Here is a 24,876-nt window from a genome sequence, read left to right as displayed (position 1 = left end):
CGCGGCTGTCCAGTGTGAACGGCCGGTTGATCGATATCAATTCACCGATCGCGGTGCTCGGATAGGACGCCTGGATGCGGCAAATCATCTATACCAGCATCACGACCAACCCGAGCGGTCACGCCGACGACGACGCCGTGGCGATCACGCGGCAAGCGTTGCTGCGCAACGGTCTCGATGGCATTACCGGGCTGCTCTACACGCAGGACGCTGATTTCCTGCAAGTGATCGAGGGGCCGGACGATAGTATCGCCGATTTGCTGGCGAGCCTGTTGAGCGATCCGCGGCATCGCGACCTGCGGATGCTGATCGACCGCGACATCGAGGATCGCGAGTTTGGCGACTGGATGATGCTGCACCGCGAACGCCGCGAGACCGTCGATGCGTTCGACCGGCGGCTGCATGGGCTGCTGCTGAATGTCTCGCACGAAACGGCAGGCTATTTCCGCGCACTGGTGCCCGCCTGAGCCGTAGCGCCGCCGGCGCACCCGACACGGGCGCCGGCGACTTGCTTCAATTATTGCCGTTCGAACGCCGCGTTGATCACCAGCACGGTTTCGTCCGACACGAGCGGTACATATTTGCTGATGCCGAAATCCGCGCGATGGATCACCATCCGGCCGAGGAAACCGATCGAGGCCTTCTTGCTCATCGGATTGGTCGCCGCGCCGAACAGCTTCGCCCGAAACATGACCGGCTTGGTCACGCCGTGCAGCGTGAGCGTGCCATCGACCTGCACCGCATCGGGCGTGATTTGCGTGACCTTGGTCGATTTGAACGTTGCGGTCGGGAATTTGGCGGCGTCGAACCAGTCGGCACCCTTGAGCTCACCGGTGAGCACGCTGCTGGTGGTCTGGACACTCGCGATCGGGATCGTCACGTCGAGCCTGGACACTGCGGGCTTGGCGGGATCGATGATCAGCGTGCCGCTCGCTTCGGAAAACGTCCCGGCGAACGGCGAGATGCCGAAATGGCTGACGCTGAAGGTCACCTGGGTATGGTTGGGGTCGATCGCATAGGTCCCGGCCTGCACGTCGGCGGCAGTGCCCGCACCCTTGAGCATCTCGGGCGGAGTGGTCTGGGCGAGAAGGGGGGCACCGATCAGAAGCGCAGCAGTGGCGGCGCAGAGAATTTTGATACGCATTAGAGACTCCCGTTAAGAAGCACTCCAGTGCGCGGCGTGGGGGGAAGCGTCAAACGCCGTTTCGGCAACGGACCGTTTCGTGGAGGCTGTCCCTGGACCCGTCATGCCGGGCTTGTCCCGGCGTCCACCGTGCCACGCATCCCGAAGACGTTGGTCGCGGACGGCAGTGGACCCCGGCACGAGGCCGGGGTCACGGGTCGACGGATCAGTTCTTGTCCTTATCGACCAGCTTGTTCGCGCCGATCCACGGCATCATCGCGCGCAGCTCTGCGCCGACCTTTTCGATCGGATGCGCGGCGGCGGCTTTGCGTGCGGCCTTCAGCTCGGGTTGCCCCGCACGGTTGTCGAGCACGAAATTCTTGACGAAACGACCGCCCTGAATGTCCGCCAGCACGCGCTTCATCTCGGCCTTGGTCTCCGCGGTGATGATCCGCGGGCCGGTGGTGATGTCGCCATATTCGGCGGTGTTGCTGATCGAATAGCGCATGTTGGCGATGCCGCCTTCATAGAGCAGATCGACGATCAGCTTGGTCTCGTGCAGGCATTCGAAATAGGCCATTTCGGGGGCATAGCCCGCCTCGACCAGCGTTTCGAACCCGGCCTGGATCAAATGCGTGATGCCGCCGCACAGCACGGCCTGCTCGCCGAACAGGTCGGTCTCGCATTCCTCGCGGAAGTTGGTTTCGATAATGCCCGAACGCCCGCCGCCGACGCCGCTGGCATAAGCGAGCGCCACGTCATGCGCATTGCCGCTGACATCCTTGTCGACCGCGATCAGGCACGGCACGCCGCCGCCCTTGACGTACTCGCTGCGCACGGTGTGGCCGGGGCCCTTGGGCGCGATCATGATGATATCGAGATCGGCGCGCGGCTCGATCAAGCCGAAGTGGATGTTGAGGCCATGCGCGAAAGCGAGGGCGGCGCCCTGCTTCATATGGGCGTGGAGATCCTCCGCGTAGATCGCCGCCTGATGCTCATCGGGGGCGAGCATCATGACGATGTCGGCCCAGGCGGCGGCTTCCTTGTTGGTCTTGACCGTAAAGCCGGCAGCATACGCCTTTTGCGCGGTGGCCGAGCCTTCGCGGAGCGCAACCGCCACCTCCTTGACGCCGCTGTCGCGCAAATTTTGCGCATGGGCATGGCCCTGCGAGCCATAGCCAATGATCGCGATCTTCTTGTCGCTGATCAGGTTGAGATCGGCATCGGCATCATAATAAACGCGCATTGGTTTAAGCTCCTTTGTCGTCACCCCGGCCTTGAGCCGGGGTCCCGCTTACTTCTCGCCGGTCGGGAGGAGCGGGACCCCGGCTCAAGGCCGGGGTGACGGGTTGTTGTATGCAGGTCAGACGCTGGAATTCCCCCGCGCGATCGCGACGATGCCGGTGCGGGCGACTTCGATCAGCCCGACTTCGCGCATCAGCGTGACGAAGGTGTCGATCTTCTCGCGTCCCCCGGTCACTTCGAACACGAAGCTGCTGGTCGTCGCGTCGACGACGCGCGCGCGGTAGACGTCGGCGAGGCGCAGCGCCTCGATCCGGTGATCGCCCGTGCCGGCAACCTTGAGCAGCGCCAGCTCGCGCTCGACATGCGGCCCAAGTGCGGTGAGATCGCTGACCGAATGCACCGGCACCAGCCGGTCGAGCTGGGCGATGATTTGCTCCATCGTCGCGTCGCTCGCCGAGGTGACGATCGTGATGCGGCTGACCGCCTTGTCGGCGGTGACGTCCGACACGGTCAGACTCTCGATATTATAGCCGCGCGCGGTGAACAGCCCCGCGATCCGCGCGAGGATGCCGGGTTCGTTGTCGACCATCACGGCGAGCGTGTGGCGCGAAGTGGGGGCGGTGGTGATGTGCATCTTAAACCAGCGCCTTCGCTTCGTCGTCCATCTCGCCCGAGACTTCGCTCGATTGCAGGATCATGTCGGTATGGGCCGCTCCGCTCGGGATCATCGGGAAGCAGTTGGCGAGCTTCGCCACGCGGCAATCGACGATCACCGGGCCGTCATGATCGAGCATCGCGGCGATGCCGTCATCGAGCTCGCCGATCTTGTCGATCCGGATGCCCTTCCAGCCATACGCTTCGCCCAGCTTCACAAAATCTGGCAGCGAATCGCTGTAGCTTTCGGAATAGCGGCTCGAATAGGTCAGCTCCTGCCACTGCCGGACCATCCCCATATATTCGTTGTTGAGGATGAAGATCTTGACCGGCAGGCGGTATTGCGTCGCGGTCGCCAGCTCCTGAATGTTCATCTGGATCGACGCTTCGCCGGCAATATCGATCACCAGCGCCTTGGGATTGCCGAGCTGTGCGCCGATCGCGGCGGGCAGGCCATAGCCCATCGTGCCGAGACCGCCGCTGGTCAGCCATTTGTTCGGCCCCTCAAACCCAAAATGCTGCGCCGCCCACATCTGGTGCTGGCCGACTTCGGTGGTGATGATCGGGTTGCGCTTGTGCGTCGCCTCCCACAGCGCGCGGACCGCGCGTTGTGGGGCGATCTCGTCGGCGTTTTCGGTAAAATCGAGGCTCTTCATCGCGCGCCAGCCGGCGATCATCCGCCACCATTCGCTGAGATCGGGCTTGGGATGCCGCCGCGCCTTGAACACGCGGACCATGTCCTCGAGCGCATGGCCGACATCGGCGACGATCGCGAGATCGACGCGGACGTTCTTGTTGATGCTAGAACGGTCGATATCGACGTGGATTTTGCGGCTGAACGGCGAGAAGGCATCGAGCCGACCCGTCACGCGATCATCGAAGCGCGCGCCGAGGCACAGAATCAGATCGGCCTTGTTCATCGCGAGATTGGCTTCGTAGGTGCCGTGCATCCCGAGCATGCCGAGCCATTGCTCGCCGCTTGCCGGATAGGCACCCAGACCCATTAGCGTCGAGGTGACCGGCGCGCCGCTGATCCGCGCGAGTTCGCGCAGCAATTGGCTCGCCGCAGGACCCGCATTGATGATCCCGCCGCCGGTATAGAGGATCGGGCGCTCGGCCGCGGCGAGCATGTCCATCGCCGCTTCGATGCTTGGCTGGTCGGCCTTGATCTGCGGGCGGTAGGTTTTGTGGCGGATCGGCCCGGGCTTGGTATAGCGCGCGGTCGCGACCTGCACATCCTTGGGGATGTCGATCACGACCGGGCCGGGCCGCCCGGAGGTCGCGATGTAGAACGCCTCGTGGATCGTCTCGCCGAGCCGCGCGGGGTCCTTCACCAGATAATTGTGCTTGGTGCAGTGGCGCGTGATGCCAACGGTGTCGGCTTCCTGAAAGGCATCGGTGCCGATCAAGGCGGTCGGCACCTGGCCGGTGATGACCACCATCGGGATCGAATCCATCAGCGCGTCGGTGATACCGGTGACCGCATTGGTCGCGCCGGGGCCGGAGGTGACAAGCACGACGCCGCACTTGCCGGTCGAACGCGCATACCCCTCGGCGGCGTGGGTTGCTGCCTGTTCGTGGCGGACGAGGATGTGCTTGATCCGCCCGGAGCGAAACAGCGCGTCATAAATCGGGAGAACAGCGCCACCGGGATAGCCGAACACGACCTCCACGCCGAGATCGCACAGCGCCTCGATCAGGATGTCTGCTCCGCTTTTCTCGCTCACGTCGTGTCTCCTTCAACCGCTGCGGCCTTTAGCAGCGTTGGAGCGGCGCTGCTAGAGAAACGAAATGTGCGCGTCAAGGACTAATTACGTAATAATATGTCGATTTCAGTTGCGTGATCAGTGTTTTCTATCATGGTAGCTCGCTGCCAGCTCGGCGGAGGCTGATTGCGGAACCACGTATATTGCCGTTTGGCATATTGCCGCGTGGCGAGGCGGGTGAGCGCAAGCGCTTGCGCTTGCGTGGTTTCGCCCGCCAACAGCGCGGCGATTTCCGGCACCCCGATCGCGCGGCGGATCGGCGCCGACGCCGCAATGTCGGTTCGGGCCAGCAGCACGCGTACTTCGTCCGGCGCCCCCGCCGCGAACATCGCGGCGGCGCGCGCATCGCAGCGCGCCAATAGCCAATCGCGATCTGGCAGCAGGATGAGCGCGGCGAGCGCGATCTGGTCACCGATCCCGCCGCTCTTGGCCGCTTGCCAGTCGCGCAGCGTCCGGCCAGTCGAGCGCACCACCTCCAGCGCGCGGGCAACGCGCGTCGTGTCGGCCGCGGCGAGACGCGCGGCGGCGTCGGGGTCGAGCAGGGCGAGTGCGGCGTGCGCCTCCGCCACCGGCAACGCGCGCACGGCGGCACGGATCGCGGCGTCGATCTCGGGGACGGGCGCGATGCCGTCGAGCAGCGTGCGCAGATACAGGCCGGTGCCGCCGACCAGCACCGGCAGCTTGCCCGCGGCATGCGCCGCGTCGATCTCCGCCCGTGCCTCATCCGCCCAGCGTGCGGCCGAATAACTCTCCGCGCCGTCGACATGGCCGAACAGCCGGTGCGGGGCACGAGCCTCGTCCGCAGGCGAGGGGCGCGCGGTGAGCACGCGCAGGTCGCGATACACTTGTGCAGAATCCGCATTGATCACGACCCCGTCGTGCTGTTCCGCCACGGTGCACGCGAGCGCGGACTTGCCGCTGGCGGTCGGCCCTGCGATGAGCGCCACTTTAGGGAGGTAAGCCGTGTTCATTGCGACGCTGATAGCATCGGATCGCCTCGGCGCAGGCGATATTTCGGCGGCGATGGATCGGCTTGATGCCGCCGGGTGCGCGCCGAGCGTGCACAGCTGGATCGACGAAGGCAAAGCGGCGGATATTTTGTTCGGCTCAGGCCCGGATGCTGCGCGTACCGCGCTCGAAGGCGCGTTTGCGGGCGTCGATATCGTCGTGCAAGCGGTCGCCGGACGCGAGAAGAAGCTGCTCATCGCCGATATGGATTCGACGATGATCACGGTCGAATGCATCGACGAGCTGGCCGACTATGCCGGGATCAAGCCGCAAATCGCCGCGATCACCGAAGCGGCGATGCGTGGCGAACTCGATTTCGAAGCCGCGCTCGATGCGCGTGTGGCGCTGCTCGCGGGGCTCGAGGAAGCGGTGATCGACCGCTGCCTCGCCGAGCGCGTCCGGATTATGCCGGGAGCCGTCGCGTTGATCGCAACGATGCGCGCACGCGGCGCAACCGCGATCCTCGTGTCTGGCGGCTTCACGCGCTTTGCCGAGCCCGTTGCGGCACAGATCGGCTTCCACCGCGCGATCGCCAACCGGCTTGAGATTGTGGACGGCATGTTGTCGGGTGCGGTTGCAAAGCCGATCGTCGGGTCCGACACCAAGTTGCAGACGTTGCTGGCGGCGAGCGCGGAACTCGGCCTGCTGCCCGAGCAGACGCTCGCGGTCGGCGATGGCGCGAACGACCTGGCGATGATCAAGGCCGCCGGCCTCGGCGTCGCCTATCACGCCAAACCGATCGTCGCCGCCGCCGCCGCCGCGCGGATCGATCACGGCGATCTGTCGGCGTTACTTTATGCGCAGGGCATTCCACGGGCGGAATGGGTACTGAGTTAGATCGTGAACGCGTATCCGTACCGGTCGCCTTCGTCCAGGAGCAGGCTTCGGAGAGTGGGGCTGATCCTGATCGCAGACACGATTTATGTCGTTAGGATGCCAAGGTGCGAACAATCAGCCTCTGCGTTTTTGTCGCGACCACGTTGCTTGCGGCCTGCTCGAACCAGCCGATGCGTCAGACCTCAGCCGTTGTTGTCAATATAGCGCCGGGTCTTCGTCCGAAATGGGATACCGACAAAGTGCAAGTCACAGCGCGCACTTCGGACGGCCTTGTCACGGTCAAGAATGTCCCACTTGCAGAGTTGAAGTGCCACGTTGGCGATACAGTCCGCGCATCCGTCCAAGGGATGGCGCTGACGTTGGATGATCGAGCCTGCGTCAGATAACGACCGCTCACTCCCATCACGCTCCCGGAAGCAGCCGAACCGCCACCCATCAATTTCAGACATCCCGTCGATGAGCCTCCTGTCAAAAACTCAGTCGCTCACCGGCACGCACGGTTTGACCGAACCGCACGCCGCCGCCGCCGTTGCGCGCGATCCATATGGACCGACCATTACGCGGGTGAGTGAACCGGCTTTCACGTAAGCGACGCTCGCACCGGGAAAGCGCCCGCCGACTTGGCCCCAGAGTTTGCGCGCATTGCCGGCCTCGCCAAACGCGCCGAGCTGCAGGCGCCAGCCGCCGCGGCCGCTCGCGATGGGAGCCGGTGCCGGGCTGCGGACGGCGACCGCCTCTGGCGGCGACATTGCGCGCGGCCGGGGCTGCGTCTGCCGCTCGGGCCGCATGGCGACGATCTCCGGCCTGCGCTCGACGCTCGGGTCGTAATTTGAAGGTGGCAGATCGGTCCCGCGCATCGCCGCCACACTGCCTTGCCCGGAAATCTCGGGCGGCAATTGCGGGCGCTGCGCTTCGGCTTCATATTGCCGTGCAAGGACGAGCCCCGCTTGACGCTGCTCGGTCGGGATCAGGGCGTCCATTTGTGCCTGCGCTTCGGACGCGTGGGGCATGCCCGAAGCGGCCGAGCGCACGAGAAGCGCATAAGCGCGCGGCCAATCCTTTTGCACCCCGTCGCCGTTGAACAGCATCGTGCCCAAAACCAGTTCGGCGCGCGGTTCGCCGCGCTTCACGGCTTTTTCCAGCCAGGGTGCGGCTTCGGTGCGCTTGCCTTGTTCGAACAAGACCAGGCCGTATTTGGCTTCAGCCTCGAAATGCCCCTGCATCGCCGCCTTGCGAAACCAGCTTTCGGCCATCGCGATATCGACCGGCACGCCGCGCCCCAGCGTATAGGCTTGCCCGAGGTTGAATTGCGCATCGGCATCACCCGCGATTGCCGCCGGGCGCCATTCCTCGACGGCCTTGCGATACTCGCCGCGGCTATAGGCATCGACGCCTTGCTTCACGTCGGCGATGGCGGGGGCGACCCCCGCACCGACCGCCGTCGCAAGCCCACCCAATGCGGCGAGCAGTCCAAACATTGTACGGCTTCGCATCGTCACTGTCCCGTCTCGCCCCGTATACGCGGGCTGATCATGCCTCCTAGCGCAAGTTTGGCAAAGAATTCGTTATCGACGTTCATTCGAAAGAACGACCCCGACATCGATATTAACCTTTCCTTGACCCCTGGCATGCCATTTCAAGCTTTCGAGGGACCGAAATTCAAAGGGGCAACATGCGCGTTCTCGCGATGGCATCTCAAAAAGGCGGTTCGGGCAAGACGACCTTGTCCGGGCATCTGGCCGTGCAGGCACAGCTTGCGGGGGCAGGGCCGGTCGTTCTGATCGACATCGATCCGCAAGGCTCGCTGTCGGATTGGTGGAACGAGCGCAGCGCGGAATATCCGGCGTTCGCGCAGACCACGGTTGCGCGGCTCGCCGCCGATCTGGAAGTGCTGCGCCAGCAGGGCTTCCGGCTCGCCATGATCGATACCCCGCCCGCCATCACGATGGCGATCCAGAGCGTGATCGCCGTTGCCGAACTGATCGTCATCCCGACGCGTCCATCGCCGCACGATCTGCGCGCGGTCGGCGCCACGGTCGACCTGTGCGAACGGGCGGGCAAGCCGTTGCTGTTCGTCGTCAACGGCGCGACGCCAAAGGCCAGGATCACGTCCGAAGCCGCGGTCGCTTTATCGCAGCATGGCACGGTCGCACCGATCACGATCCATCACCGGACCGATTTCGCGTCGTCGATGATCGATGGCCGCACCGTCATGGAATGCGACGGCAACAGCAAGTCGGCCCAGGAAGTCCGCGATTTGTGGACCTACATTTCCGACCGGCTCGAAAAGAATTTCCGCCGGACGGTGTTTGCCGCGCCGAGCGCCGTCAACGGCTATGGTTCGCAGCGTCCTTCGGCAGGCGGTGGCTTCGGCCGCCGGGTGGTGAGCTGAGATGAGCATGTTCGGCCAGCATAAGCCCACCGCATCGCTTTCCTCGACGCTGCTTGCCCGCAAAGGCCAGGCAAAACCCGCAATGCGGCCGCAAGGCTTTGGCGGGTTCGGCGTCTTTCCGGGCGCGGGTTCAGACGGGCATGATGATCTCGGTTGGAACGACATGGGGCATCATGTCGAGGGAGTGCAGCCGGGTTATGCCCCGGCCCCGCCGGTGCCACCGGTCCTCGTTCAGCGCGAAGTACTGCGCGAAGAGTTCGCGATGCCCGCGCCGATGCCGGTTGCGTACGAGCCTGAGCCCAAGCCGGAACCGGTGTTTGCCGCACCAACCCCTGCCACGATCAAGCCAATTTCTGTTGCGACCGCCACGCGGATCGGGCGCGAGACGACCAAGAAGCATACCAAGACGCACGCCAAGTCCGCTTTTACGCTGCGGCTGGACCATGATCGGCATTTGCGGCTGCGGCTGGCGAGTGCGCTGCACAATGCCTCGGCCCAGACGCTGGTCACCGCGGCGCTCGACCAATTTTTGCAATCGTTGCCCGAAGTTGACGATCTGGTCCGCCAGATCCCGACTCGGTCGGCCCGCTGATTCACCCCCAGGGGAGAGCTACGATGAAGACCCGCTCCGCCATCACTTTCGGCCCGCTGACGCTGGGCCTGTCCGTCCTCGCGCTGGTCGGTACGATCGGCGCGGTCACGACCTCGACGCTGGCGGCGGCGAGCGCGCGCGACGAGTCGCGTGCCGAAAAAAAGGGCGCCAGTGAAGCAAGCGCGGCGCAGATTGCGCTGGCGCAGCGCCAGACCGGATCGGCGATCCGCCATGCCGAGGCCGCTGTGGGGTATCAGCCGCAAGTGGTGTCGTACCGCATGACTCTCGGCCAGAGCTATCTGAAGGCGGGGCGCTTCGCCTCGGCGCGCGATGCCTTTGCCGACGCGCTGACGCTCGATTCGAACAACGGCAAGGCAGCGCTCCATTACGCGCTGGCGCAAATCGCGACGGGCGATTGGGCCGGTGCGCGCAAGACGCTGGATTCGCATGCCGACACGATCGCGGTCAGCGATCGCGGGCTGGCGATTGCGCTGGCGGGGGATCCGGCGGCGGCGGTCGAACTGCTCGCCGTGGCCGCACGCGCGCCCGATGCGGACGCCAAGCTGCGGCAGAATTTCGCGCTCAGCCTCGCGCTCGCCGGTCGCTGGCGCGAAGCCCATACGGTGGTCGCGGTCGATCTCGCGCCGGTCGATGCCGACAAGCGGATTCTCGAATGGGCAAACTTCGCCCAGCCGAAATCAGCGTCGGACCAAATCGCCGCATTGCTCGGCGTGACGCCTTCGGTCGATCCAGGCCGCCCGGTCGCGCTCGCGCTCAACGCCAGTGGCGATGCCGGCACTTCGGCCATGGCCGCCGCGGCGCCGATCGACACGTACATGCCGGGCAAGGCCGAAGCGGCTGTTGCCCCGGTCGACGTGGCTGCGGTGCCTGAATCGTCGGCCACGCCGGTCGGTCCGAGCATCGCAGGCGTGGTGTTTGCCGAGCGCAAGGAAGTGGTCCAGGCGGTCCCGGTGTCGGTCGCCGAAGCACGCGTGATGCGGAAGGCCGTCGTCGCGCGCGTCGCTGTCGCCAAGACCACGCCCGTGCCAGCCCCGCCGCGTGTGGCAGCCAAGGGCAATTTCTACGTTCAGCTCGGTGCCTATGACAATGCCGGGGTCGCACGCGATGCGTGGGGCCGCGCGACGCGCCGCAACGCCGCATTTGGGGTCCACACGCCGCAGGGCATGAGCATCACGGCAGCAGGCAAGACCTTCTATCGCTTGTCGGTTGGCGGCTTCGCCCGACCCGACGCCGTTGCTTTGTGCCTGACGTATCGTATGAAGGGCGGAGCGTGTTTCGTCCGCGCGGGCGCGGGGGATCAGGTGGCGATGTGGGCCAAGGGACGCGAACTCGCGTCGCGCTAAAGGCGCACCGGCACGGGCAGCGCGGTCCCGCCCTTAAACAGGCGGAGAACCTTGCCCTGAACCGGTAATCCGTCGAACGGGGTGTTACCGGCGCGCGCGAAACATCGGTCGCCATTGATTTGCCACGGTGCGTCCCGGTCGATCAGCACGAGATCGGCGGGGGCTCCGGGCATCAGCGTTCCCACATCCACCCCAAGCACCGACGCAGGGTTGGCCGCGAGCAACACGAACAGGCGTTGCAGGTCGATCGTCTCGTCGCGCACCAGCCCGAGTCCGAAGGCAAGCAGCGTTTCCGCCCCCGCCATGCCCGATGTCGAATCGGCAAATGGCAAGCGCTTCTCCTCCGGCCCACGTGGATCGTGGGCGGAGCACAGCACGTCGATCGTCCCGTCGGCCAGCGCGGCGACCGCGGCCTGACGGTCGTCTTCGCCGCGCAGCGGTGGCGAGAGATGCGCGAAGGTGCGGAAATCGCTCATCGCAATATCCGACAGCAAAAGATGCGCCGGCGTAATGCCGCAGGTTACGCGAACGCCCCGCCGTTTCGCCGCGCGTACCAGATCGAACCCCGCCGCCGTCGTCACCTGGCGGATATGGAGCGCAGCGCCCGTCTCCTCGGCGAGCATCACATCGCGCGCAATGGCGAGCGCCTCGGCAATCGCGGGAGCCGATGGCAAGCCCATCCGCGTCGCCGTCTCCCCCGCTGTCGCGACCGCACCTGCGGTAACGCCGGCATCCTCGGCATGCGCGATGACGGTCAGGCCAAGGTCTCCGGCATAGGCCAGCACTTTGCGCATTACGCCCGAATCGGCGATCCAGCCCGCACCCGTCCCGATCGCGCGCGCGCCCGCGTCGCGGTTGATCGCCATTTCGGCCAGGTCTTTGCCCGCCAGCCCGCGCGTTGCGGCGGCAATCGGGTGAATCCACAAACCCGGCCGCCCGATCAGCGCGGCGCGCTGCACCACGCCGGGATCGTCGAGCACGGGCGACTGATCCGGCATCAGCCCGACGCGGACGATCCCCCCGGCATGAAAGGCCGGCACATCGATCGCAAACACGCCGAGATCGACGAGCGCCGGGGCAAGCACGTGCCCACCGCAGGCGATGACCTCCGCGCCTTCAGGAATTTCGATCACGCCGGTGGCGATGATGCGGTCGTCCTCGACCAGCACCCCGCCGCGCGACACGCCCGCGACCGGGCACACCAGCGTCGCGTCGGTAAAGGCGAGCATCCGGCTCATGCCCAGCCCGCCACGCCGCGCGGCCGCCGCGTCAGCACATCGAGGCACGCCATCCGCACCGCGACCCCCATCTCGACTTGCTCGGTAATCGCCGAGCGCGCGTGATCGGCGACATTCGAATCGATTTCGACCCCGCGATTCATCGGTCCGGGATGCATGACCAACGCATCGGGTGCAGCGCGTTCGAGCCGGGCGAGCGTCAAGCCGTAGCGCAAGTGGAATTCGCGGTTAGAGGGGACGAAACCGCCGTTCATCCGCTCGCTCTGCAAGCGCAGCATCATCACCACGTCTGCCCCGTCCAGCGCCTTGTCGAAATCGGTGAAGGGTGTGACGCCCATCCGTTCGATCCCAGCGGGCATCAGCGTCGCGGGCGCACAGACGCGCACCTCGGCGGCGAGCGCGGTGAGTGCGAGAATGTTCGAGCGCGCCACCCGGCTGTGCAGCAAATCGCCGCATATCACGACACGCTGCCCGGCGATGCGCCCGCGCCGCCGCCGGATCGTCAGCGCATCGAGCAAGGCTTGCGTCGGGTGTTCATGCTGCCCGTCGCCGGCATTGAGCACCGGGCAATCGACCTTGTCGGCAATCAACCGCACTGCGCCCGAACTCATGTGGCGGATCACGATCGCGTCGGCGCGCATTGCGTTGAGCGTCATCGCGGTATCGATCAGCGTTTCGCCCTTTTTGACCGAGCTTTGCGCGGCATGCATGTTGACGACATCGGCGCCGAGCCGCTTGCCCGCAATCTCGAACGACAAGAGCGTCCGCGTCGAATTTTCGAAGAAAGCGTTGATCAGCGTCAGGCCGCCGAGCCGCTTGTCCGCGATCGCGCGCGTCCGGTTCGCCGCGACCCAGCCATCGGCTTCGTCAAGCAGGAACAGGATTTCGTGCGGCTGCAATCCCTCGATGCCGGTGAGGTGACGATGTGGGAAAACGGCGCGGCTGGGGATCAGCGAGGCGGGGCGGTGATCGGAGGGTTGCATCGAAGCTGCGCCCTAACGGTCCCTGCGGTGGGTGGCAAGGTCGCGTCCGCGGCGGCGGAGTCGCCCGGCCGTGCAATCTCCGCGGAGCGACGGGGAAAGTACTGAGTAGCCTGCTAATATGTCGGCAAGGACATCATCTTAGAGTACGAGTCGCTCCGCCAAAGTTCGGCGAGGCTACCACTGGGAGTGGAGTGCGTTGGACCGTGTAAGCTTATCGAAGGAACATGCGGAACTCGATGCCCTTGCCGTGAGACTGCTCGCTGAGGTCGATGCCAAAGCACCGGGTGAAACTCTGTCTGCGCTGCGGTGGCGACTCAATCACGTCCTGATGGTTCATCTCGCGAAGGAGGATAAGGTGCTGTATCCGCGCCTTCTCGCCAAGCCCGAAACCCGCGCACTTGCGCAGCGTTTTGCGAGCGAGATGGGAGACTTGGCCAAAGTCTATCTCGGGTACGCGTCGAAATGGACGATCGAGCGCATCCAGGCCGATTGGCAGGGGTTTGGTGAAGAGACGCGAGAGGTCATGGCGGCTTTGCGCCGTCGCATCCTGCGCGAGGAGCGCGACCTGTATCCGCGCATCACCGAGACCGCGACTTATACCGCAACCAGCGCATCGATGGCGCCTTGCAAGATGTAGGCGGCGGCCATCTTGTCGACCAGTTCGGCGCGTTTCGCGCGGCTGGCATCCTGTTCGATCAGCGTGCGCGTGACCGCGACGGTCGACCAGCGTTCGTCCTGCAGGAAGATCGGTAGCCCGAGATCGGCCATGTTGCGCGCGAACGCGCGGCTCGATTGGCTGCGTGGGCTTTCGCTGCCGTCGGTCAGGTTGAGCGGCAAGCCGATGACGATGCCCTTCACCAGCTGCGCTGCGATCATCTGGGCGAGCGCGACCTTGTCCTTCTGAAACTTGGTACGGCGGATCAGCAGGGCAGGGGAGGCGAAGCTCCACCCCGCATCGCACAAAGCGGTACCGATCGTTTTGGTCCCGACATCCAGCCCGATCAGCCGCCCGCCGTCCGGCAGCGCAACGCGAAACTCGGCGCGGTCGGTGGTGATCATCCCATTACTTCCGTTCGTGCTGAGCTTGTCGAAGCACACCTCGCCCTATGCGACCGGCCCGCGCGCGGGGAGGTGCCCTTCGACAGGCTCAGGGCGAACGGGGTTGGGGTCTGCATCATTTGCGCTTGAACGTCGCCAGACGCCGGGCGGCATCCGCGCGGACGTTCGCCCAGAACAGGCTGTAATCATAGACGTGGTAATTGTTGCCCGGCAGCACATAGCTGCCGAGCTGGGGCGGATCGCCGATCAGCAACAGCCCGCGCGGATCGCAACGGGCCGAGACGCGCTGCGCTTCGATCGTCGCACTGCCGAGGTCGGCGGCGGGGTAGAGCGTGCCGAGATTGGCCGTTGCGGGCGCCGCTGCATCGGGCGTGCCGGTCAGCGGGTTGGTGCAGACCATCGGCGTGCCCCGGCGCGGCTTGCCGTCGGTGCCGCTGCTCGCATCGTAAGCATCGACCACGAGCGACGGATCGGCCGGTTCGGCGAAGCTTTGCCACGACAGCAGGCATCCGGCCTGATCCGCCGTCTTGCATTCGGGGAGCCCCAAAGCGGGCAGATCAACTGGCCGCGACACCGGCCAGCCGATGACATAGGCCGCGACCACGCGCTTCGCGAGCGGCCTGCCCGCGACCTTCTCGCGCAGCAGCCGGAGCAGGTGCAGCGCGCCCTGGCTATGCCCGGCAAGGATGATCGGTCGATCGCCCGCTTGCGCCACGAACGCGTCGAACGCCGCCGCCACGTCACCATAGGCGAGGTTCAATGCCTTGGCGGCATTGCCGTCGGTCGTCAGGAACGCGCCGAAGGTCGCCTGGCGATAGCGCGGTGCCCAGATCGCACCGACCTCGTTGAAAGCGCTTGCCTGCGCACGCAGGAACAGGGCCGCGCGGTCATTCGCCTCCTGATTGTCGAGCGGCGCGTTCCAGTGCGAGCGGTCGAGGAAAGAGGTCGGGTGGATGAAGAACACCGCTGCTTCGGGCGCGGCGCCGGGTTTGTAGGCAGCGGGGGTCCACAGCGCGGGATTGCCCGGCTTGTCGGGCCGCGCAAGCCACATTTTGGCGTCACGGTACGCGTCGGCGGGTTGCGCGGGGAGCGGTTCGAACTGCTCGGTTGGCACCGTTGCAATCGCGAGCAATTCCTTGCCCCAGATCCGATAGGCGAACGCCCCCGCGATCGTCAGCACGATCAAGATCGCCACGAGATAGATAAATTTGCGCGCCACGGGACGTGTCATCTCCTCCGGCCGGTCGGCACAACAGGTGCAGCGGCGGTGCGATTTCCGTGCAGCAGGATCGCGACGCTTGCAATCGCCTTCGCGGGCGGGTTCCTGTCGCACAGCAGCAGGGGGACCGAACGATGGACGAATCGCACGACGTCGCGCGCGATCGGGCTGGCTGGCGATTGCGGCCGCCGCTGCTCGCGCTCCTCGGTGCGCTCGCGGCGCTGGCGGTGCAGCAACTGCTCGATCGGGGCCAGTCAGGCACGGTCTCTTATATCGAACCCGCCGCCTGGCGAATCGCGACGGCCACCGCGATCGGCACCGGCGCGGGTGCGCTCGGTTTCGGGATGGAGCGGAATCGCTGGTGGTGGGCGGTGCTGTTCGCGGGCGTGGTCGGCGCGTTTGCCGGACTGATCTTCTATTGGAACGGCGGCGGTTGGCGGGTGTGGAGCGACTGGCACACCGCGAGCCTGTTCCTTGCCATCGCGATCGCCGTGCCGTTGTTCCAGACCGCGCGCGATCAGGGCGGCTGGCGTTTTCCCTATCCGGAGGTCCACGGCCATGCCTGGACTAACGTGGTGCTGTGGTGCGCGTGCTGGCTGTTCGTGGGCGTGGTGTTTGCGCTGGCATGGTTGCTCGCGGCGCTGTTCGACCTGATCGGGCTGCATTTCCTGCGCGATCTGTTGCGGCACTCTTGGTTCAACGCTTTGCTGTTCGGTGGCGGGTTCGGCGCGGCATTGGGCTTGCTGCGCGAACGCGATACCGTCGTGCGCTTGCTCCAGCGCGTAGTGACGGCGGTGTTGGCGGTGCTCGCGCCGGTGCTGGGCGTGGGGTTGCTGATCTTCCTGATTTCGCTGCCGTTTACCGGGCTGCACGCCTTGTGGGATGCGACCAAATCGACCACGCCGATCTTGCTCAGTTGCGTGATCGGCGCGCTGATCCTCGCCAATGCGGTGATCGGCAATAGCGAGGAGGAGGAAGCGACCAATCCGGTTCTGCGCTTCGGCGCGATGGCGCTGGCCGTCGCGATGTTCCCGCTGGCGGTGGTGGCGGCGAACGCGACATGGCTGCGAGTGAGCCAATATGGTCTGACGCCGGATCGACTATGGGCGGTGGTGTTCGTCGCCTTGGCGAGCGCTTACGGTATTGCCTATCTGCTCGCAGTAGCCCGTGCGCGCGGCCGCTGGGCCAAGCGGGCGCGGGTGAGCAATTTGCAGCTCGCCTTCGTGGTGGCAGGACTTGGCCTGTTTCTCGCCACGCCGATGCTCAGCTTCAACGCGCTGTCCACTGCAGATCAGCTCGCCCGGCTCGAATCGGGCAAAATCGCGCCCGAAAAATTCGACTGGTCCGCGCTGGCGTTCGATTTCGGCGAGTCCGGCAAGGCGGCGTTGAAACGACTAGCGAGGTCGAAGAACGCGACCATAGCGGCACGGGCCAAGGACGTGGCGAGCAAGGACAATCGCTGGGCGGTTGCGTCGGTAGATTGGGAGCGAAGCGAGGCCGATCTGCTCGTCAAGCGACTGCGCGTATTGCCGGTCGCAATCCCGGTACCGCTCGAATTGCGCAAGGTGCTCACGAACTACGACGGCTGCGGCAATAATGGCAGCGATCGTTGCACCATACTGTATTCGGCAAGCTCGACCGAGGCCATCGCGATCCCGCAATCCTGCATCGATAAAAATGCGCAGGATCCGGTGCCCAATACTCACGGAAGCGGCTTTATCGGACGCGGTTGGGACGGGTGTGGACCCGCGCGATACAGGCTGACTGCGGGAATTTGGGGGAAAGTGGAGGGGGCGGTCGCTCCGCGCTCCCCCGCCGAGCGCGCCGCGCTCAAGGCCGGGGACGCAGCGGGCAAGGTCGAAATTCGCCCCGTCCCCGCGCGCCGGGTCTTCATCGGCGGCGTTCCGGTCGGCGATCCGTTCGAATAGGGTGCCGCTAAGGTTGCATCGGGCGCACCCGCTCTGCTAGCCGCATCGGATGCCTGTCACCATCGCCACCGTCACCAAGATTGCGAGCCTCGCTCGCATCGCCATCACCGAGGAAGAGGCCGCGCGGATCGCGCCGGAGCTCGACAACATCATGGGCTGGATCGAGCAATTGGGCGAGGTCGATACGACCGATGTCGCGCCGATAATGGCGGTGATCCCCAACCATTTGCGGCTGCGCGACGATGTCGTGAATGCCGATCCGCTGACCGGGGGCGGCATCCGTGATGCGGTGCTGGCGAACGCGCCGCAGGGCGAGCACGGCTTCTTCACCGTGCCAAAGGTGATCGAATAATGACCGACCTGACCGATCTCGGCGTTGCCGCCATCCGTGACGGCGTGCGTGCCGGTACCTTTTCCGCGCGCGAAGTGGCCGAGGGCTTCATTGCCAACGTGTCCAAAGCCAAGGCGCTCAACGCGTTTCTGGTCGAAACGCCCGAGCACGCGCTGGCGGCTGCCGATGCCGCCGACGCCGCGCGCGCGGCGGGCGAGACGCTTAAGCCGCTGGCCGGCGTGCCGATCGGCATGAAGGATTTGTTCTGCACCAAGGGCGTGCCCGCGACTGCCGCGAGTCTGATCCTCGAGGGCTTCACGCCGCCGTACGAATCGACGGTCTCCGCCAATTTGTGGGCGGCGGGCGCAGGCATGCTCGGCAAGCTCAACATGGATCAGTTCGCGATGGGATCGTCGAACGAGACGAGCGCATTCGGGAATGTCATTTCGCCGTGGCGGCGGAGCGACGGTGGCAATGCGCCGCTCGCGCCCGGTGGATCGTCGGGCGGAAGCTCGGCGGCGATCGCCGCGCGGCTCTGCCCGGCGGCGACCGGCACCGATACCGGCGGATCGATCCGCCAGCCCGCTGCTTTCACCGGCATCAGCGGGATCAAGCCGACCTATGGCCGTTGTTCGCGCTGGGGCACGATCGCCTTTGCCTCCTCGCTCGATCAGGCAGGTGCCATGGCGCGCGACGTGCGCGATTGCGCGATCATGCTCGAGGCGATGGCCGGCTTCGATCCGAAAGACGCGACTTCGCTCGATTTGGCCGTGCCGCAATGGTATGCCGGATTGTCGGGCGATCTCAAGGGCAAGCGCGTCGGGATTCCGAAGGAATATCGCGTCGACGCCATGCCCCCCGAGATCGAAGCCCTGTGGCAGCAGGGGATCGACTGGCTGAAGGATGCCGGCGCCGAGATCGTCGAAGTCTCGCTGCCGCACACCAAATATGCGCTGCCGGCCTATTACATCATTGCGCCCGCCGAAGCCTCGTCCAACCTGGCCCGCTATGACGGGGTGCGCTATGGCCTGCGCGATCTGCCCGAGGGGGCAGGGTTGCAGGACATGTACGCTGCAACGCGCGCGGCCGGTTTTGGCGACGAGGTGAAGCGCCGAATCATGATCGGGACATATGTCCTTTCCGCAGGGTTTTACGACGCGTACTTCACACAGGCTTCGAAGGTCCGCACACTCATCGCGCGCGATTTCGAACAGGCGTGGGCGAAGTGTGACTTGCTGCTCACGCCAACCGCGCCGTCGGCTGCGTTCGCGCTGGGTGAGAAGAGCGCCGATCCGATTGCGATGTATTTGAACGATGTGTTTACCGTGCCGTCGTCGCTTGCCGGGCTTCCGGCGATGTCGGTGCCGGGTGGCCTCGACGGGATGGGGCTACCGCTGGGGTTGCAGATCATCGGCAAGCCGCTTGATGAACAAGGCGTGCTCAATGCGGGGTTGGCGCTGGAGGAACGTGCGGGGTTCACCGCGCGCGCCGAGGCGTGGTGGTAGGATTTGCCGTGCTCCTGCGAAAGCAGGAGCCTCGGGTTGCTTGGCTCTGGGTTCCTGCCTGCGCAGGAACACTTGGGAAGAACGAACATGACTGACACCAAATACACCATCCGCGGCGAAACCGGCGATTGGGAGGTCGTGGTCGGCCTCGAAGTCCATGCCCAGGTCTCCTCAAATGCCAAACTGTTTTCCGGTGCCGCCACCGCATTCGGGGCCGAGCCGAACACGCAGGTCAGCCTGATCGATGCCGCGATGCCGGGGATGCTGCCTGTTCCCAACCGCGAGTGTATCCGCCAGGCGGTGCGCACCGGCATGGCGATCAATGCTCAGATCAACAAATGGTCGCGCTTCGACCGCAAGAATTACTTCTACGCTGATTTGCCGCAGGGCTATCAGATCAGCCAGCTGTTCCACCCGATCGTCGGCGAAGGCCATGTCGACATCAGCCTCGACGACAAGAACCCTGACGCGCACGGCAAGCGGATCGGGGTCGAGCGGATCCATGTCGAGCAGGATGCGGGCAAGCTGATGCATGATCAGCATCCGACGCGCTCCTATGTCGATCTCAACCGTTGCGGCGTTGCGCTGATGGAAATCGTCAGCAAGCCCGACATGGCCTCGCCCGCCGAGGCCGGAGCCTATCTGTCGAAGCTGCGCTCGATCCTGCGCTATGTCGGGTCGTGCGACGGCAATATGGACCAGGGATCGATGCGCGCCGACGTCAATGTCAGCGTGCGCAAGGCAGGCGACGAGCTCGGCACGCGGACCGAGACCAAAAACGTCAATTCGGTGCGCTTTGTCATGGCCGTGGTCGAACAGGAGGCCAAGCGCCAGGTTGAGGTGATCGAAAGCGGCGGCAGGATCGTCCAGGAAACGCGGCTATACGACCCCGACCGCAATGAAACGCGCTCGATGCGCTCAAAGGAAGATGCGCACGATTACCGCTACTTCCCCGATCCCGATTTGCTGCCGCTCGAACTCGACGAGGCGTTTCTCGACGAATGCCGCGCCTCGCTACCGGAACTGCCCGATGCCAAGCGTGCGCGGTATCTGGCGCTAGGGATCACGCCGTATGCGGCCGCCGTGATGACCGCCGAGGTCGAGGCGTCGCGGTGGTTCGATGCCTTGCTCGACACGGGCGCTGCCCCGGTCGCCGCCGCCAATTGGACGACCTCCGAACTGTTCGGCGCGCTCAATCGCACCGGTCGGGACATCGAGAATTCGCCGGTCAGCCCCGATCAGGCCGCCGAATTGCTCGGTTTGATCGCCGACGGGACGCTGTCGAACACGCTGGCCAAGCAGGTGTTCGAAATCATGCTCGAAACCGGGCAGGGTGCTGCTGCAATTGTCGAGGAAAAGGGTCTCAAGCAGACCAGCGACACCGGCGAGATCGAACGCGTCATCGCCGAGGTGATGGCGGCGAACGAGGACAAGGTCGCCGACTATCGCGGCGGCAAGGACAAGCTGTTCGGCTTCTTCGTCGGGCAGACGATGAAGGCGATGGGGGGGAAGGCGAATCCGGGGGTCGTGAATGATGTGCTGAAGAAGGTATTGGGGTAAGCTCTGGGTCGCTCACCGGACTTGACAGTAACATAGGCCATTGCTGCGAAAAGTTGCGATGGCCGACGAAGGCGAGCGGCTGTTGCGAGACTCCAAGTTTCTCGTAAACGATCCGGGGCTCAATCACTATGTGCTTGGTGTCCTTTGCAAAACGGTCGGGGACAGCAGATGTGGCGGCGTTCGCCTCTACATCGTTCGCACGGCCGCATTCAATGCAGCGATGGCCCCGAATGGCATGCTCGTCGTCAACACAGGCTTGCTGCTGCGGATGCGCAACGAGGCGGAGCTTGCCGCTGTTTTGGGACATGAATTCGCGCACTTCGAGATGCGGCATTCGCTGAACGGATTCAAGCAACAGCGCACCGCCACCGACATTTTCGCGTGGATGGGTGTGGCGGCGGCTGGTGCCGCTTATTATGGCGGCGGTTATGGCAGCGTGCGCAGCTATCAATCGGCGCAGATCGGGGCGATCGGATCGATCTACGCCAACGATCGGGCGCAGGAGACGCAGGCGGATCTGCTGTCGATGGCATATCTGAAAATCTCGCCATACGATCCCGGGTGCTTTGCCGATATCTGGGAGCGGGTCATGGGCGAAGCCGATGCGACCGCGCGGGGCCGCAAGCAACGCATCGCGCGCTATGATCGTGTGTCCTTTTTCGCGAGCCATCCGACCGAACTCGCGCGCGCGCAATATTTGCGGGACATCGCGCTAAAGATGAATAAGGGCGGCGAGGATGGCAGCCAGCGTTTCCGTGATGCCATGGCCAAATGGCGGGGCGATTTCTTATTGGATCAGATCAAGCTCAATGATTTCGAGGGGACCGATTTCCTGATGGGGCAACTGGCCGCGAACCAGTGGACGCCCGATCTGCTGTACAGTCGGGCCGAGCTTTACCGCGCGCGCGGAAACCCGCGCGATCTCGTGTCGGCAATCAGCTTCTACCGGCAAGCGCTAGAGGGCGACCATAACAACGCGGAGGCCTATCGCGGATTGGGACTGGCCCAGCTGCGGAACCGCGATCCCTCGGGGGTCGAAGCGCTGAAAACCTATCTGGCGATGCGCCCCGACGCGTCGGATCGCGCCATGATTTCCACTCTCCTGCAATGAGACGAGCCATGAAAAACCCCATCGCCACTTTAGTGATTGGTTTCGCGTTGTTCTCAACGCCTGCTCTGGCAAGCAATACCCTCATCCCGGAAAAGGTCAGTGTGGCGGTGGCGAAGTCGCCATTGACCGTCACCCTGAGCCGCGAATGGAATAAGATGGGTGCACGCCCTGGGCGGAAATCGGAAACCTGGACGATCGATGGAGATGGACTAAACGACGTCACGTTCTATGGCGGGATCGAGAATGACACGACGCTGTTCCGCGAAATCAGCAAGCGCAGCAAACCCTTGCCACATTTCGCGTCGACGATGTTGCTGACGGATGTGCCGACGTTGTTTGAAAACAGTTACAGCATCGCGCTCGACACGCAGCTGATAAAGATCGACACGGTCGAACCCATCGATTTTCTTGGCCGGAAGGGAGTGCATTTCACCTACACTTTCAGCCGCCTTAATGAAGAGGTCCGCCGCAAGGGCGAAGCATCGGCCACGATCGTCGACGGAAAATTGTTTATGATCACATTCGAGGCGCCGGATGTTTTCTATTTCCAACGCGATCTGCCAGCGTATCGCGCGATTGTCTCGACGGCTACGCTGGCCCAGCCGGGGGTCAAATAACGATTACTGCCCATCGCCCTCCTGGTTCTTCGTCACGCCGCCGGTTCCGCCGACGCCGTCGGCCATGCCGGGCGACGTGAGCACATCAGGTTCATCGCCACCCTGGCCGCGTTCGACCGCATCCTTGCGCGCTTCGACGGCTTGTTCGATGTCACTGCGCGGATCTTTGTCGGCCTCGGGCAGGCTGTCGCGGTCCATCACGCAAAGTCCCCGGTCATCCCGGTATCGACCGGCCCGATCGGCTCGCCTTCTGGCGTCGGGTCGGGAAAGTCCACGTCGGGCGTCGGGCTCGGCAATTCGGTCGGGACCGGATCGGGCTGGCCCGGCTCGCTTGGGATCGGGGGCAATTCGGTCGGGGGGGTGGTCGCCATCTCATCTCTCCTCTGCCCGTTTAAACGCACAGTCGCGCGCGCGGTTGCAAGCGATATTGCGGTGGAGCGTAAGTCCGCTTGCCCCGCCGCGCATCGCTGGTATAGACGCCCCCCACACCGACGGTGTCCGATGCGGGCGTGGCGGAACTGGTAGACGCAGCAGGTTTAGGTCCTGCCATCGCAAGATGTGGGGGTTCGAGTCCCTTCGCCCGCACCAGTTGCGAAGACTCGAAAGCGTCCGGCGGACGCTTTCGGCTTCGCAACTCCCCGAGCGAAGCGACGGGGGCCGCTCAAGAGAGAGATTGAAAAGACAATGCAGACTGTCGAGACGTTGAACGAAGGCCTGAAGCGCGCCTACACCTTGAAGATCACCGCGAAGGATATCGATTCGCGTGTCGATGCCGAGCTGAAGCGCGTCGCGCCGACGATCAAGATGCCTGGCTTCCGTCCCGGCAAGGTGCCCGCCAATCTGGTGCGCAAGATGCACGGTGAAGCGCTGATGCAGGATGCGCTCAACACCTCGATCCAGGAAGGCATTCAGAGCTTGATCGCCGAGCAGAAGCTGCGCCCCGCGCTACAGCCCTCGGTCCGCCTCGATGACGGCTATGAACTCGGCAAGGATGCCGATGTGACGGTCGAGCTCGAAGTGCTCCCCGACGTGCCCGCGCCCGCGATCGACGGCCTGAAGCTCGAGCGGCTGACCGTTCCCGCCGATGAGGCCGCCGTCAACGAGCAGCTCAAGAAGTTCGCCGACCAGCAGAAGCGCTGGGAAGACGCCAAGGCCACGTACAAGGCAAAGATCGGCGATTTGGTCGTGATGGATTTCCTCGGCAAGGTCGGCGATGTCGCGTTCGACGGCGGCACCGGCACCGACATGTCGGTCGAGCTCGGTACGGGTCGCTTGATCCCAGGTTTCGAGGATCAGGTCGTTGGCGTGAAGACCGGCGAAGAGCGCCAGATCAACGTGACGTTCCCGGAAGATTATCAGGCCAAGGAATTGGCCGGCAAGGCCGCAACCTTCGACTTGAAGATCACCGCGGTGAAGACCGCGGGCGAGACCAAGATTGACGACGAACTCGCGACGTCGCTCGGGCTTGAGAGCCTTGAGCAGCTCACCGGCCTGCTGAAGGGCCAGATCGAGCAAGAGCTGAACGGCCTGACGCGCACGCACATGAAGCGCAAGCTGCTCGACCAATTGGCCGAGGGGCATGATTTCGAAGTGCCGCCGTCGATGGTCGCAGCCGAATTCGAGCAGATCTGGCAGCAGCTGCAGCATGAAGCGACGCATGAGGAAGATCCGGCAGCGGCGCTTGCCGAGATGGAAGCCGAGCGCGATGATTATCACAAGATCGCCGAGCGGCGCGTGCGCCTCGGGCTGTTGCTGAGCGAAATCGGCCAGGCGAATGGCGTCGAAGTCAGCAGCCAGGAAATGAACCGCCTAATCGCGCAAGCCGCACAGCAATACGGTCCGGAAGATCGCCAGCGCTTCATGCAGTACATCCAGCAGGAGCCGATGGCCGCTGCTCAGCTGCGCGCGCCGCTGTATGAGGACAAGGTCGTCGACTGGCTGTTCGCCAAGGCCGAGATCAGCGATCGCGAAGTGACGCGCGAAGAGCTGGAAGCCGCGATCGAGAGCGAAGAAGGCTTCTCGTCTGGCACGCACAGCCACGACCACGACAACCATAAGCCCAAGGGCAAGAAGGCTGCAGCCAAGCCTGCCGCGAAGAAAGCCGCCAAGACGTCGGCCGACGACGCGCACGAAATGGAAGCGGCTGACATCGAGCCTGCCGCGTCCGGCGATGATCTGGTCGAGGCCGAGCCGGTGAAGAAGGCGGCGACGAAGAAGGCACCGGCGAAGGCTAAGGCAGAGGCCGGGTCGGCTGATGACGTTGCGGCTGAGGCTCCCCCAAAGAAGCCTGCGGCCAAGAAAAAGGCTGCCGCTGAAAAAGCGGAGTAAAGGCCTACGCCCGTCC

General features: G+C 64.6%; 25 protein-coding genes and 1 tRNA gene. 14 read left to right on the top strand and 12 right to left on the bottom strand.

Going from position 1 to position 24,876, the window contains the following annotated elements; translation table 11 throughout:
• Window positions 1-74 precede the first annotated feature (74 nt).
• Complete coding sequence (locus IEV62_RS03135; RefSeq protein WP_188445414.1) at window positions 75-467, top strand: BLUF domain-containing protein; 393 nt, start codon at window positions 75-77, stop codon at window positions 465-467.
• A gap of 50 nt (window positions 468-517) precedes the next feature.
• On the opposite strand, the gene IEV62_RS03130 is transcribed toward IEV62_RS03135, so the two are convergent.
• The 5 genes from IEV62_RS03130 to miaA all read right to left on the bottom strand — a co-directional run bounded on the left by IEV62_RS03130 (window position 518) and on the right by miaA (window position 5,759).
• A complete protein-coding gene (locus IEV62_RS03130) occupies window positions 518-1,144 on the bottom strand; it encodes a YceI family protein (RefSeq protein ID WP_188445413.1) in 627 nt (208 codons plus the stop codon).
• 205 nt (window positions 1,145-1,349) lie between these two features.
• Window positions 1,350-2,369 carry a ketol-acid reductoisomerase gene (gene ilvC, locus IEV62_RS03125; RefSeq protein WP_188445412.1) on the bottom strand — a complete coding sequence of 340 codons (1,020 nt, stop codon included), beginning with the start codon at window positions 2,367-2,369 and terminating at the stop codon, window positions 1,350-1,352.
• A 117-nt stretch (window positions 2,370-2,486) separates the two neighbouring features.
• The gene (ilvN, locus tag IEV62_RS03120) at window positions 2,487-3,002 is read right to left on the bottom strand and encodes an acetolactate synthase small subunit (RefSeq protein ID WP_188445411.1); all 516 of its coding nucleotides are present in this window, start codon (window positions 3,000-3,002) and stop codon (window positions 2,487-2,489) included.
• A 1-nt stretch (window position 3,003) separates the two neighbouring features.
• Entirely contained in the window at window positions 3,004-4,749 is a 1,746-nt protein-coding gene (locus tag IEV62_RS03115) for an acetolactate synthase 3 large subunit (RefSeq protein ID WP_188445410.1), read from the bottom strand.
• Window positions 4,750-4,829: 80 nt separating this feature from the next.
• Window positions 4,830-5,759 (bottom strand): tRNA (adenosine(37)-N6)-dimethylallyltransferase MiaA, encoded by a 930-nt coding sequence (gene miaA / locus IEV62_RS03110; RefSeq protein ID WP_188445409.1) that lies wholly within the window; start codon window positions 5,757-5,759, stop codon window positions 4,830-4,832.
• On the opposite strand from miaA, the gene serB reads away from it, so the two are divergent.
• Complete coding sequence (gene serB, locus IEV62_RS03105; RefSeq protein ID WP_188445408.1) at window positions 5,752-6,633, top strand: phosphoserine phosphatase SerB; 882 nt, start codon at window positions 5,752-5,754, stop codon at window positions 6,631-6,633. The two genes, miaA and serB, sit on opposite strands and share 8 nt — an antisense overlap.
• A 476-nt stretch (window positions 6,634-7,109) precedes the next feature.
• Here the strand turns inward: serB and IEV62_RS03100 are convergent, their stop codons facing one another.
• Window positions 7,110-8,111: an SPOR domain-containing protein gene (locus tag IEV62_RS03100; RefSeq protein ID WP_188445407.1), complete on the bottom strand. Its 1,002-nt coding sequence runs from the start codon at window positions 8,109-8,111 to the stop codon at window positions 7,110-7,112.
• 194 nt (window positions 8,112-8,305) lie between these two features.
• Here IEV62_RS03100 and IEV62_RS03095 point away from each other — a divergent pair, with 194 nt between their 5' ends.
• From IEV62_RS03095 to IEV62_RS03085, 3 genes are read left to right on the top strand one after another with little or no spacing between them, the layout of a single operon-like run.
• Entirely contained in the window at window positions 8,306-9,025 is a 720-nt protein-coding gene (locus IEV62_RS03095) for an AAA family ATPase (RefSeq protein ID WP_188445406.1), read from the top strand.
• A 1-nt stretch (window position 9,026) separates the two neighbouring features.
• Entirely contained in the window at window positions 9,027-9,617 is a 591-nt protein-coding gene (locus tag IEV62_RS03090; protein WP_188445405.1) for a hypothetical protein, read from the top strand.
• A 23-nt stretch (window positions 9,618-9,640) separates the two neighbouring features.
• A complete protein-coding gene (locus IEV62_RS03085; protein WP_188445404.1) occupies window positions 9,641-10,981 on the top strand; it encodes an SPOR domain-containing protein in 1,341 nt (446 codons plus the stop codon).
• On the opposite strand, the gene IEV62_RS03080 is transcribed toward IEV62_RS03085, so the two are convergent.
• Complete coding sequence (locus tag IEV62_RS03080; protein WP_188445403.1) at window positions 10,978-12,219, bottom strand: dihydroorotase; 1,242 nt, start codon at window positions 12,217-12,219, stop codon at window positions 10,978-10,980. The two genes, IEV62_RS03085 and IEV62_RS03080, sit on opposite strands and share 4 nt — an antisense overlap.
• On the bottom strand, window positions 12,216-13,202 hold the full coding sequence (locus IEV62_RS03075) for an aspartate carbamoyltransferase catalytic subunit (protein WP_188445402.1): 987 nt from the start codon (window positions 13,200-13,202) through the stop codon (window positions 12,216-12,218). The genes IEV62_RS03080 and IEV62_RS03075 overlap by 4 nt, the downstream gene beginning before the upstream one ends.
• Before the next feature lie 196 nt (window positions 13,203-13,398).
• Between IEV62_RS03075 and IEV62_RS03070 the strand changes: the two genes are divergently transcribed.
• A complete protein-coding gene (locus tag IEV62_RS03070; RefSeq protein ID WP_268234225.1) occupies window positions 13,399-13,839 on the top strand; it encodes a hemerythrin domain-containing protein in 441 nt (146 codons plus the stop codon).
• On the opposite strand, the gene ruvX is transcribed toward IEV62_RS03070, so the two are convergent.
• Entirely contained in the window at window positions 13,797-14,261 is a 465-nt protein-coding gene (gene ruvX, locus IEV62_RS03065) for a Holliday junction resolvase RuvX (RefSeq protein WP_188445400.1), read from the bottom strand. The genes IEV62_RS03070 and ruvX overlap by 43 nt on opposite strands.
• Window positions 14,262-14,376: 115 nt before the next feature.
• Window positions 14,377-15,480 (bottom strand): DUF3089 domain-containing protein, encoded by a 1,104-nt coding sequence (locus IEV62_RS03060; protein ID WP_188445399.1) that lies wholly within the window; start codon window positions 15,478-15,480, stop codon window positions 14,377-14,379.
• A gap of 134 nt (window positions 15,481-15,614) precedes the next feature.
• Between IEV62_RS03060 and IEV62_RS03055 the strand changes: the two genes are divergently transcribed.
• From IEV62_RS03055 to IEV62_RS03030, 6 genes are all read left to right on the top strand, one after another.
• On the top strand, window positions 15,615-17,408 hold the full coding sequence (locus IEV62_RS03055; RefSeq protein ID WP_188445398.1) for a DUF4153 domain-containing protein: 1,794 nt from the start codon (window positions 15,615-15,617) through the stop codon (window positions 17,406-17,408).
• A 49-nt stretch (window positions 17,409-17,457) separates the two neighbouring features.
• Window positions 17,458-17,760, top strand: coding sequence for an Asp-tRNA(Asn)/Glu-tRNA(Gln) amidotransferase subunit GatC (gene gatC / locus IEV62_RS03050; protein WP_188445397.1), 303 nt, complete (start codon window positions 17,458-17,460; stop codon window positions 17,758-17,760).
• Complete coding sequence (gene gatA, locus IEV62_RS03045) at window positions 17,760-19,244, top strand: Asp-tRNA(Asn)/Glu-tRNA(Gln) amidotransferase subunit GatA (protein ID WP_188445396.1); 1,485 nt, start codon at window positions 17,760-17,762, stop codon at window positions 19,242-19,244. Before gatC ends, gatA begins: the two co-directional genes overlap by 1 nt.
• Before the next feature lie 87 nt (window positions 19,245-19,331).
• Window positions 19,332-20,804: an Asp-tRNA(Asn)/Glu-tRNA(Gln) amidotransferase subunit GatB gene (gene gatB / locus IEV62_RS03040; protein ID WP_188445395.1), complete on the top strand. Its 1,473-nt coding sequence runs from the start codon at window positions 19,332-19,334 to the stop codon at window positions 20,802-20,804.
• Between the two features lie 58 nt (window positions 20,805-20,862).
• Window positions 20,863-21,915, top strand: coding sequence for a M48 family metallopeptidase (locus IEV62_RS03035; protein WP_188445394.1), 1,053 nt, complete (start codon window positions 20,863-20,865; stop codon window positions 21,913-21,915).
• An 8-nt stretch (window positions 21,916-21,923) separates the two neighbouring features.
• Window positions 21,924-22,532 carry a hypothetical protein gene (locus IEV62_RS03030; RefSeq protein ID WP_188445393.1) on the top strand — a complete coding sequence of 203 codons (609 nt, stop codon included), beginning with the start codon at window positions 21,924-21,926 and terminating at the stop codon, window positions 22,530-22,532.
• Between the two features lie 3 nt (window positions 22,533-22,535).
• Here the strand turns inward: IEV62_RS03030 and IEV62_RS03025 are convergent, their stop codons facing one another.
• Together IEV62_RS03025 and IEV62_RS03020 are read right to left on the bottom strand one after the other, a co-directional pair.
• Window positions 22,536-22,730, bottom strand: a complete 195-nt coding sequence (locus tag IEV62_RS03025; RefSeq protein ID WP_188445392.1) for a hypothetical protein — start codon at window positions 22,728-22,730, stop codon at window positions 22,536-22,538.
• Entirely contained in the window at window positions 22,730-22,903 is a 174-nt protein-coding gene (locus tag IEV62_RS03020; protein ID WP_188445391.1) for a hypothetical protein, read from the bottom strand. The genes IEV62_RS03025 and IEV62_RS03020 overlap by 1 nt, the downstream gene beginning before the upstream one ends.
• Window positions 22,904-23,035: 132 nt before the next feature.
• On the opposite strand from IEV62_RS03020, the gene IEV62_RS03015 reads away from it, so the two are divergent.
• A tRNA-Leu gene (locus tag IEV62_RS03015) sits at window positions 23,036-23,120 on the top strand.
• A 96-nt stretch (window positions 23,121-23,216) separates the two neighbouring features.
• Complete coding sequence (gene tig / locus IEV62_RS03010; protein WP_188445390.1) at window positions 23,217-24,860, top strand: trigger factor; 1,644 nt, start codon at window positions 23,217-23,219, stop codon at window positions 24,858-24,860.
• Window positions 24,861-24,876 lie beyond the last annotated feature (16 nt).

The organism is Sphingomonas psychrolutea (genome assembly GCF_014636175.1).
Classification (GTDB): domain Bacteria; phylum Pseudomonadota; class Alphaproteobacteria; order Sphingomonadales; family Sphingomonadaceae; genus Sphingomonas; species Sphingomonas psychrolutea.
Note: the sequence above shows the minus strand (reverse complement) of the source record. Positions and strands in the feature narration are given on the sequence as shown.

Coding starts and splice junctions, on each gene's coding strand:
- IEV62_RS03130 (WP_188445413.1), bottom strand. CDS start 1,144: ATGCGTATCAAAATTCTCTGCGCCGCCACTGCTGCGCTTCTGATCGGT.
- IEV62_RS03030 (WP_188445393.1), top strand. CDS start 21,924: ATGAAAAACCCCATCGCCACTTTAGTGATTGGTTTCGCGTTGTTCTCA.
- ilvC (WP_188445412.1), bottom strand. CDS start 2,369: ATGCGCGTTTATTATGATGCCGATGCCGATCTCAACCTGATCAGCGAC.
- ruvX (WP_188445400.1), bottom strand. CDS start 14,261: ATGATCACCACCGACCGCGCCGAGTTTCGCGTTGCGCTGCCGGACGGC.
- tig (WP_188445390.1), top strand. CDS start 23,217: ATGCAGACTGTCGAGACGTTGAACGAAGGCCTGAAGCGCGCCTACACC.
- IEV62_RS03075 (WP_188445402.1), bottom strand. CDS start 13,202: ATGCAACCCTCCGATCACCGCCCCGCCTCGCTGATCCCCAGCCGCGCC.
- IEV62_RS03055 (WP_188445398.1), top strand. CDS start 15,615: ATGGACGAATCGCACGACGTCGCGCGCGATCGGGCTGGCTGGCGATTG.
- IEV62_RS03095 (WP_188445406.1), top strand. CDS start 8,306: ATGCGCGTTCTCGCGATGGCATCTCAAAAAGGCGGTTCGGGCAAGACG.
- gatC (WP_188445397.1), top strand. CDS start 17,458: ATGCCTGTCACCATCGCCACCGTCACCAAGATTGCGAGCCTCGCTCGC.
- gatB (WP_188445395.1), top strand. CDS start 19,332: ATGACTGACACCAAATACACCATCCGCGGCGAAACCGGCGATTGGGAG.
- IEV62_RS03080 (WP_188445403.1), bottom strand. CDS start 12,219: ATGAGCCGGATGCTCGCCTTTACCGACGCGACGCTGGTGTGCCCGGTC.
- IEV62_RS03085 (WP_188445404.1), top strand. CDS start 9,641: ATGAAGACCCGCTCCGCCATCACTTTCGGCCCGCTGACGCTGGGCCTG.
- IEV62_RS03100 (WP_188445407.1), bottom strand. CDS start 8,111: ATGTTTGGACTGCTCGCCGCATTGGGTGGGCTTGCGACGGCGGTCGGT.
- IEV62_RS03090 (WP_188445405.1), top strand. CDS start 9,027: ATGAGCATGTTCGGCCAGCATAAGCCCACCGCATCGCTTTCCTCGACG.
- gatA (WP_188445396.1), top strand. CDS start 17,760: ATGACCGACCTGACCGATCTCGGCGTTGCCGCCATCCGTGACGGCGTG.
- miaA (WP_188445409.1), bottom strand. CDS start 5,759: ATGAACACGGCTTACCTCCCTAAAGTGGCGCTCATCGCAGGGCCGACC.
- ilvN (WP_188445411.1), bottom strand. CDS start 3,002: ATGCACATCACCACCGCCCCCACTTCGCGCCACACGCTCGCCGTGATG.
- IEV62_RS03135 (WP_188445414.1), top strand. CDS start 75: ATGCGGCAAATCATCTATACCAGCATCACGACCAACCCGAGCGGTCAC.
- IEV62_RS03020 (WP_188445391.1), bottom strand. CDS start 22,903: ATGGCGACCACCCCCCCGACCGAATTGCCCCCGATCCCAAGCGAGCCG.
- IEV62_RS03025 (WP_188445392.1), bottom strand. CDS start 22,730: ATGGACCGCGACAGCCTGCCCGAGGCCGACAAAGATCCGCGCAGTGAC.
- IEV62_RS03035 (WP_188445394.1), top strand. CDS start 20,863: ATGGCCGACGAAGGCGAGCGGCTGTTGCGAGACTCCAAGTTTCTCGTA.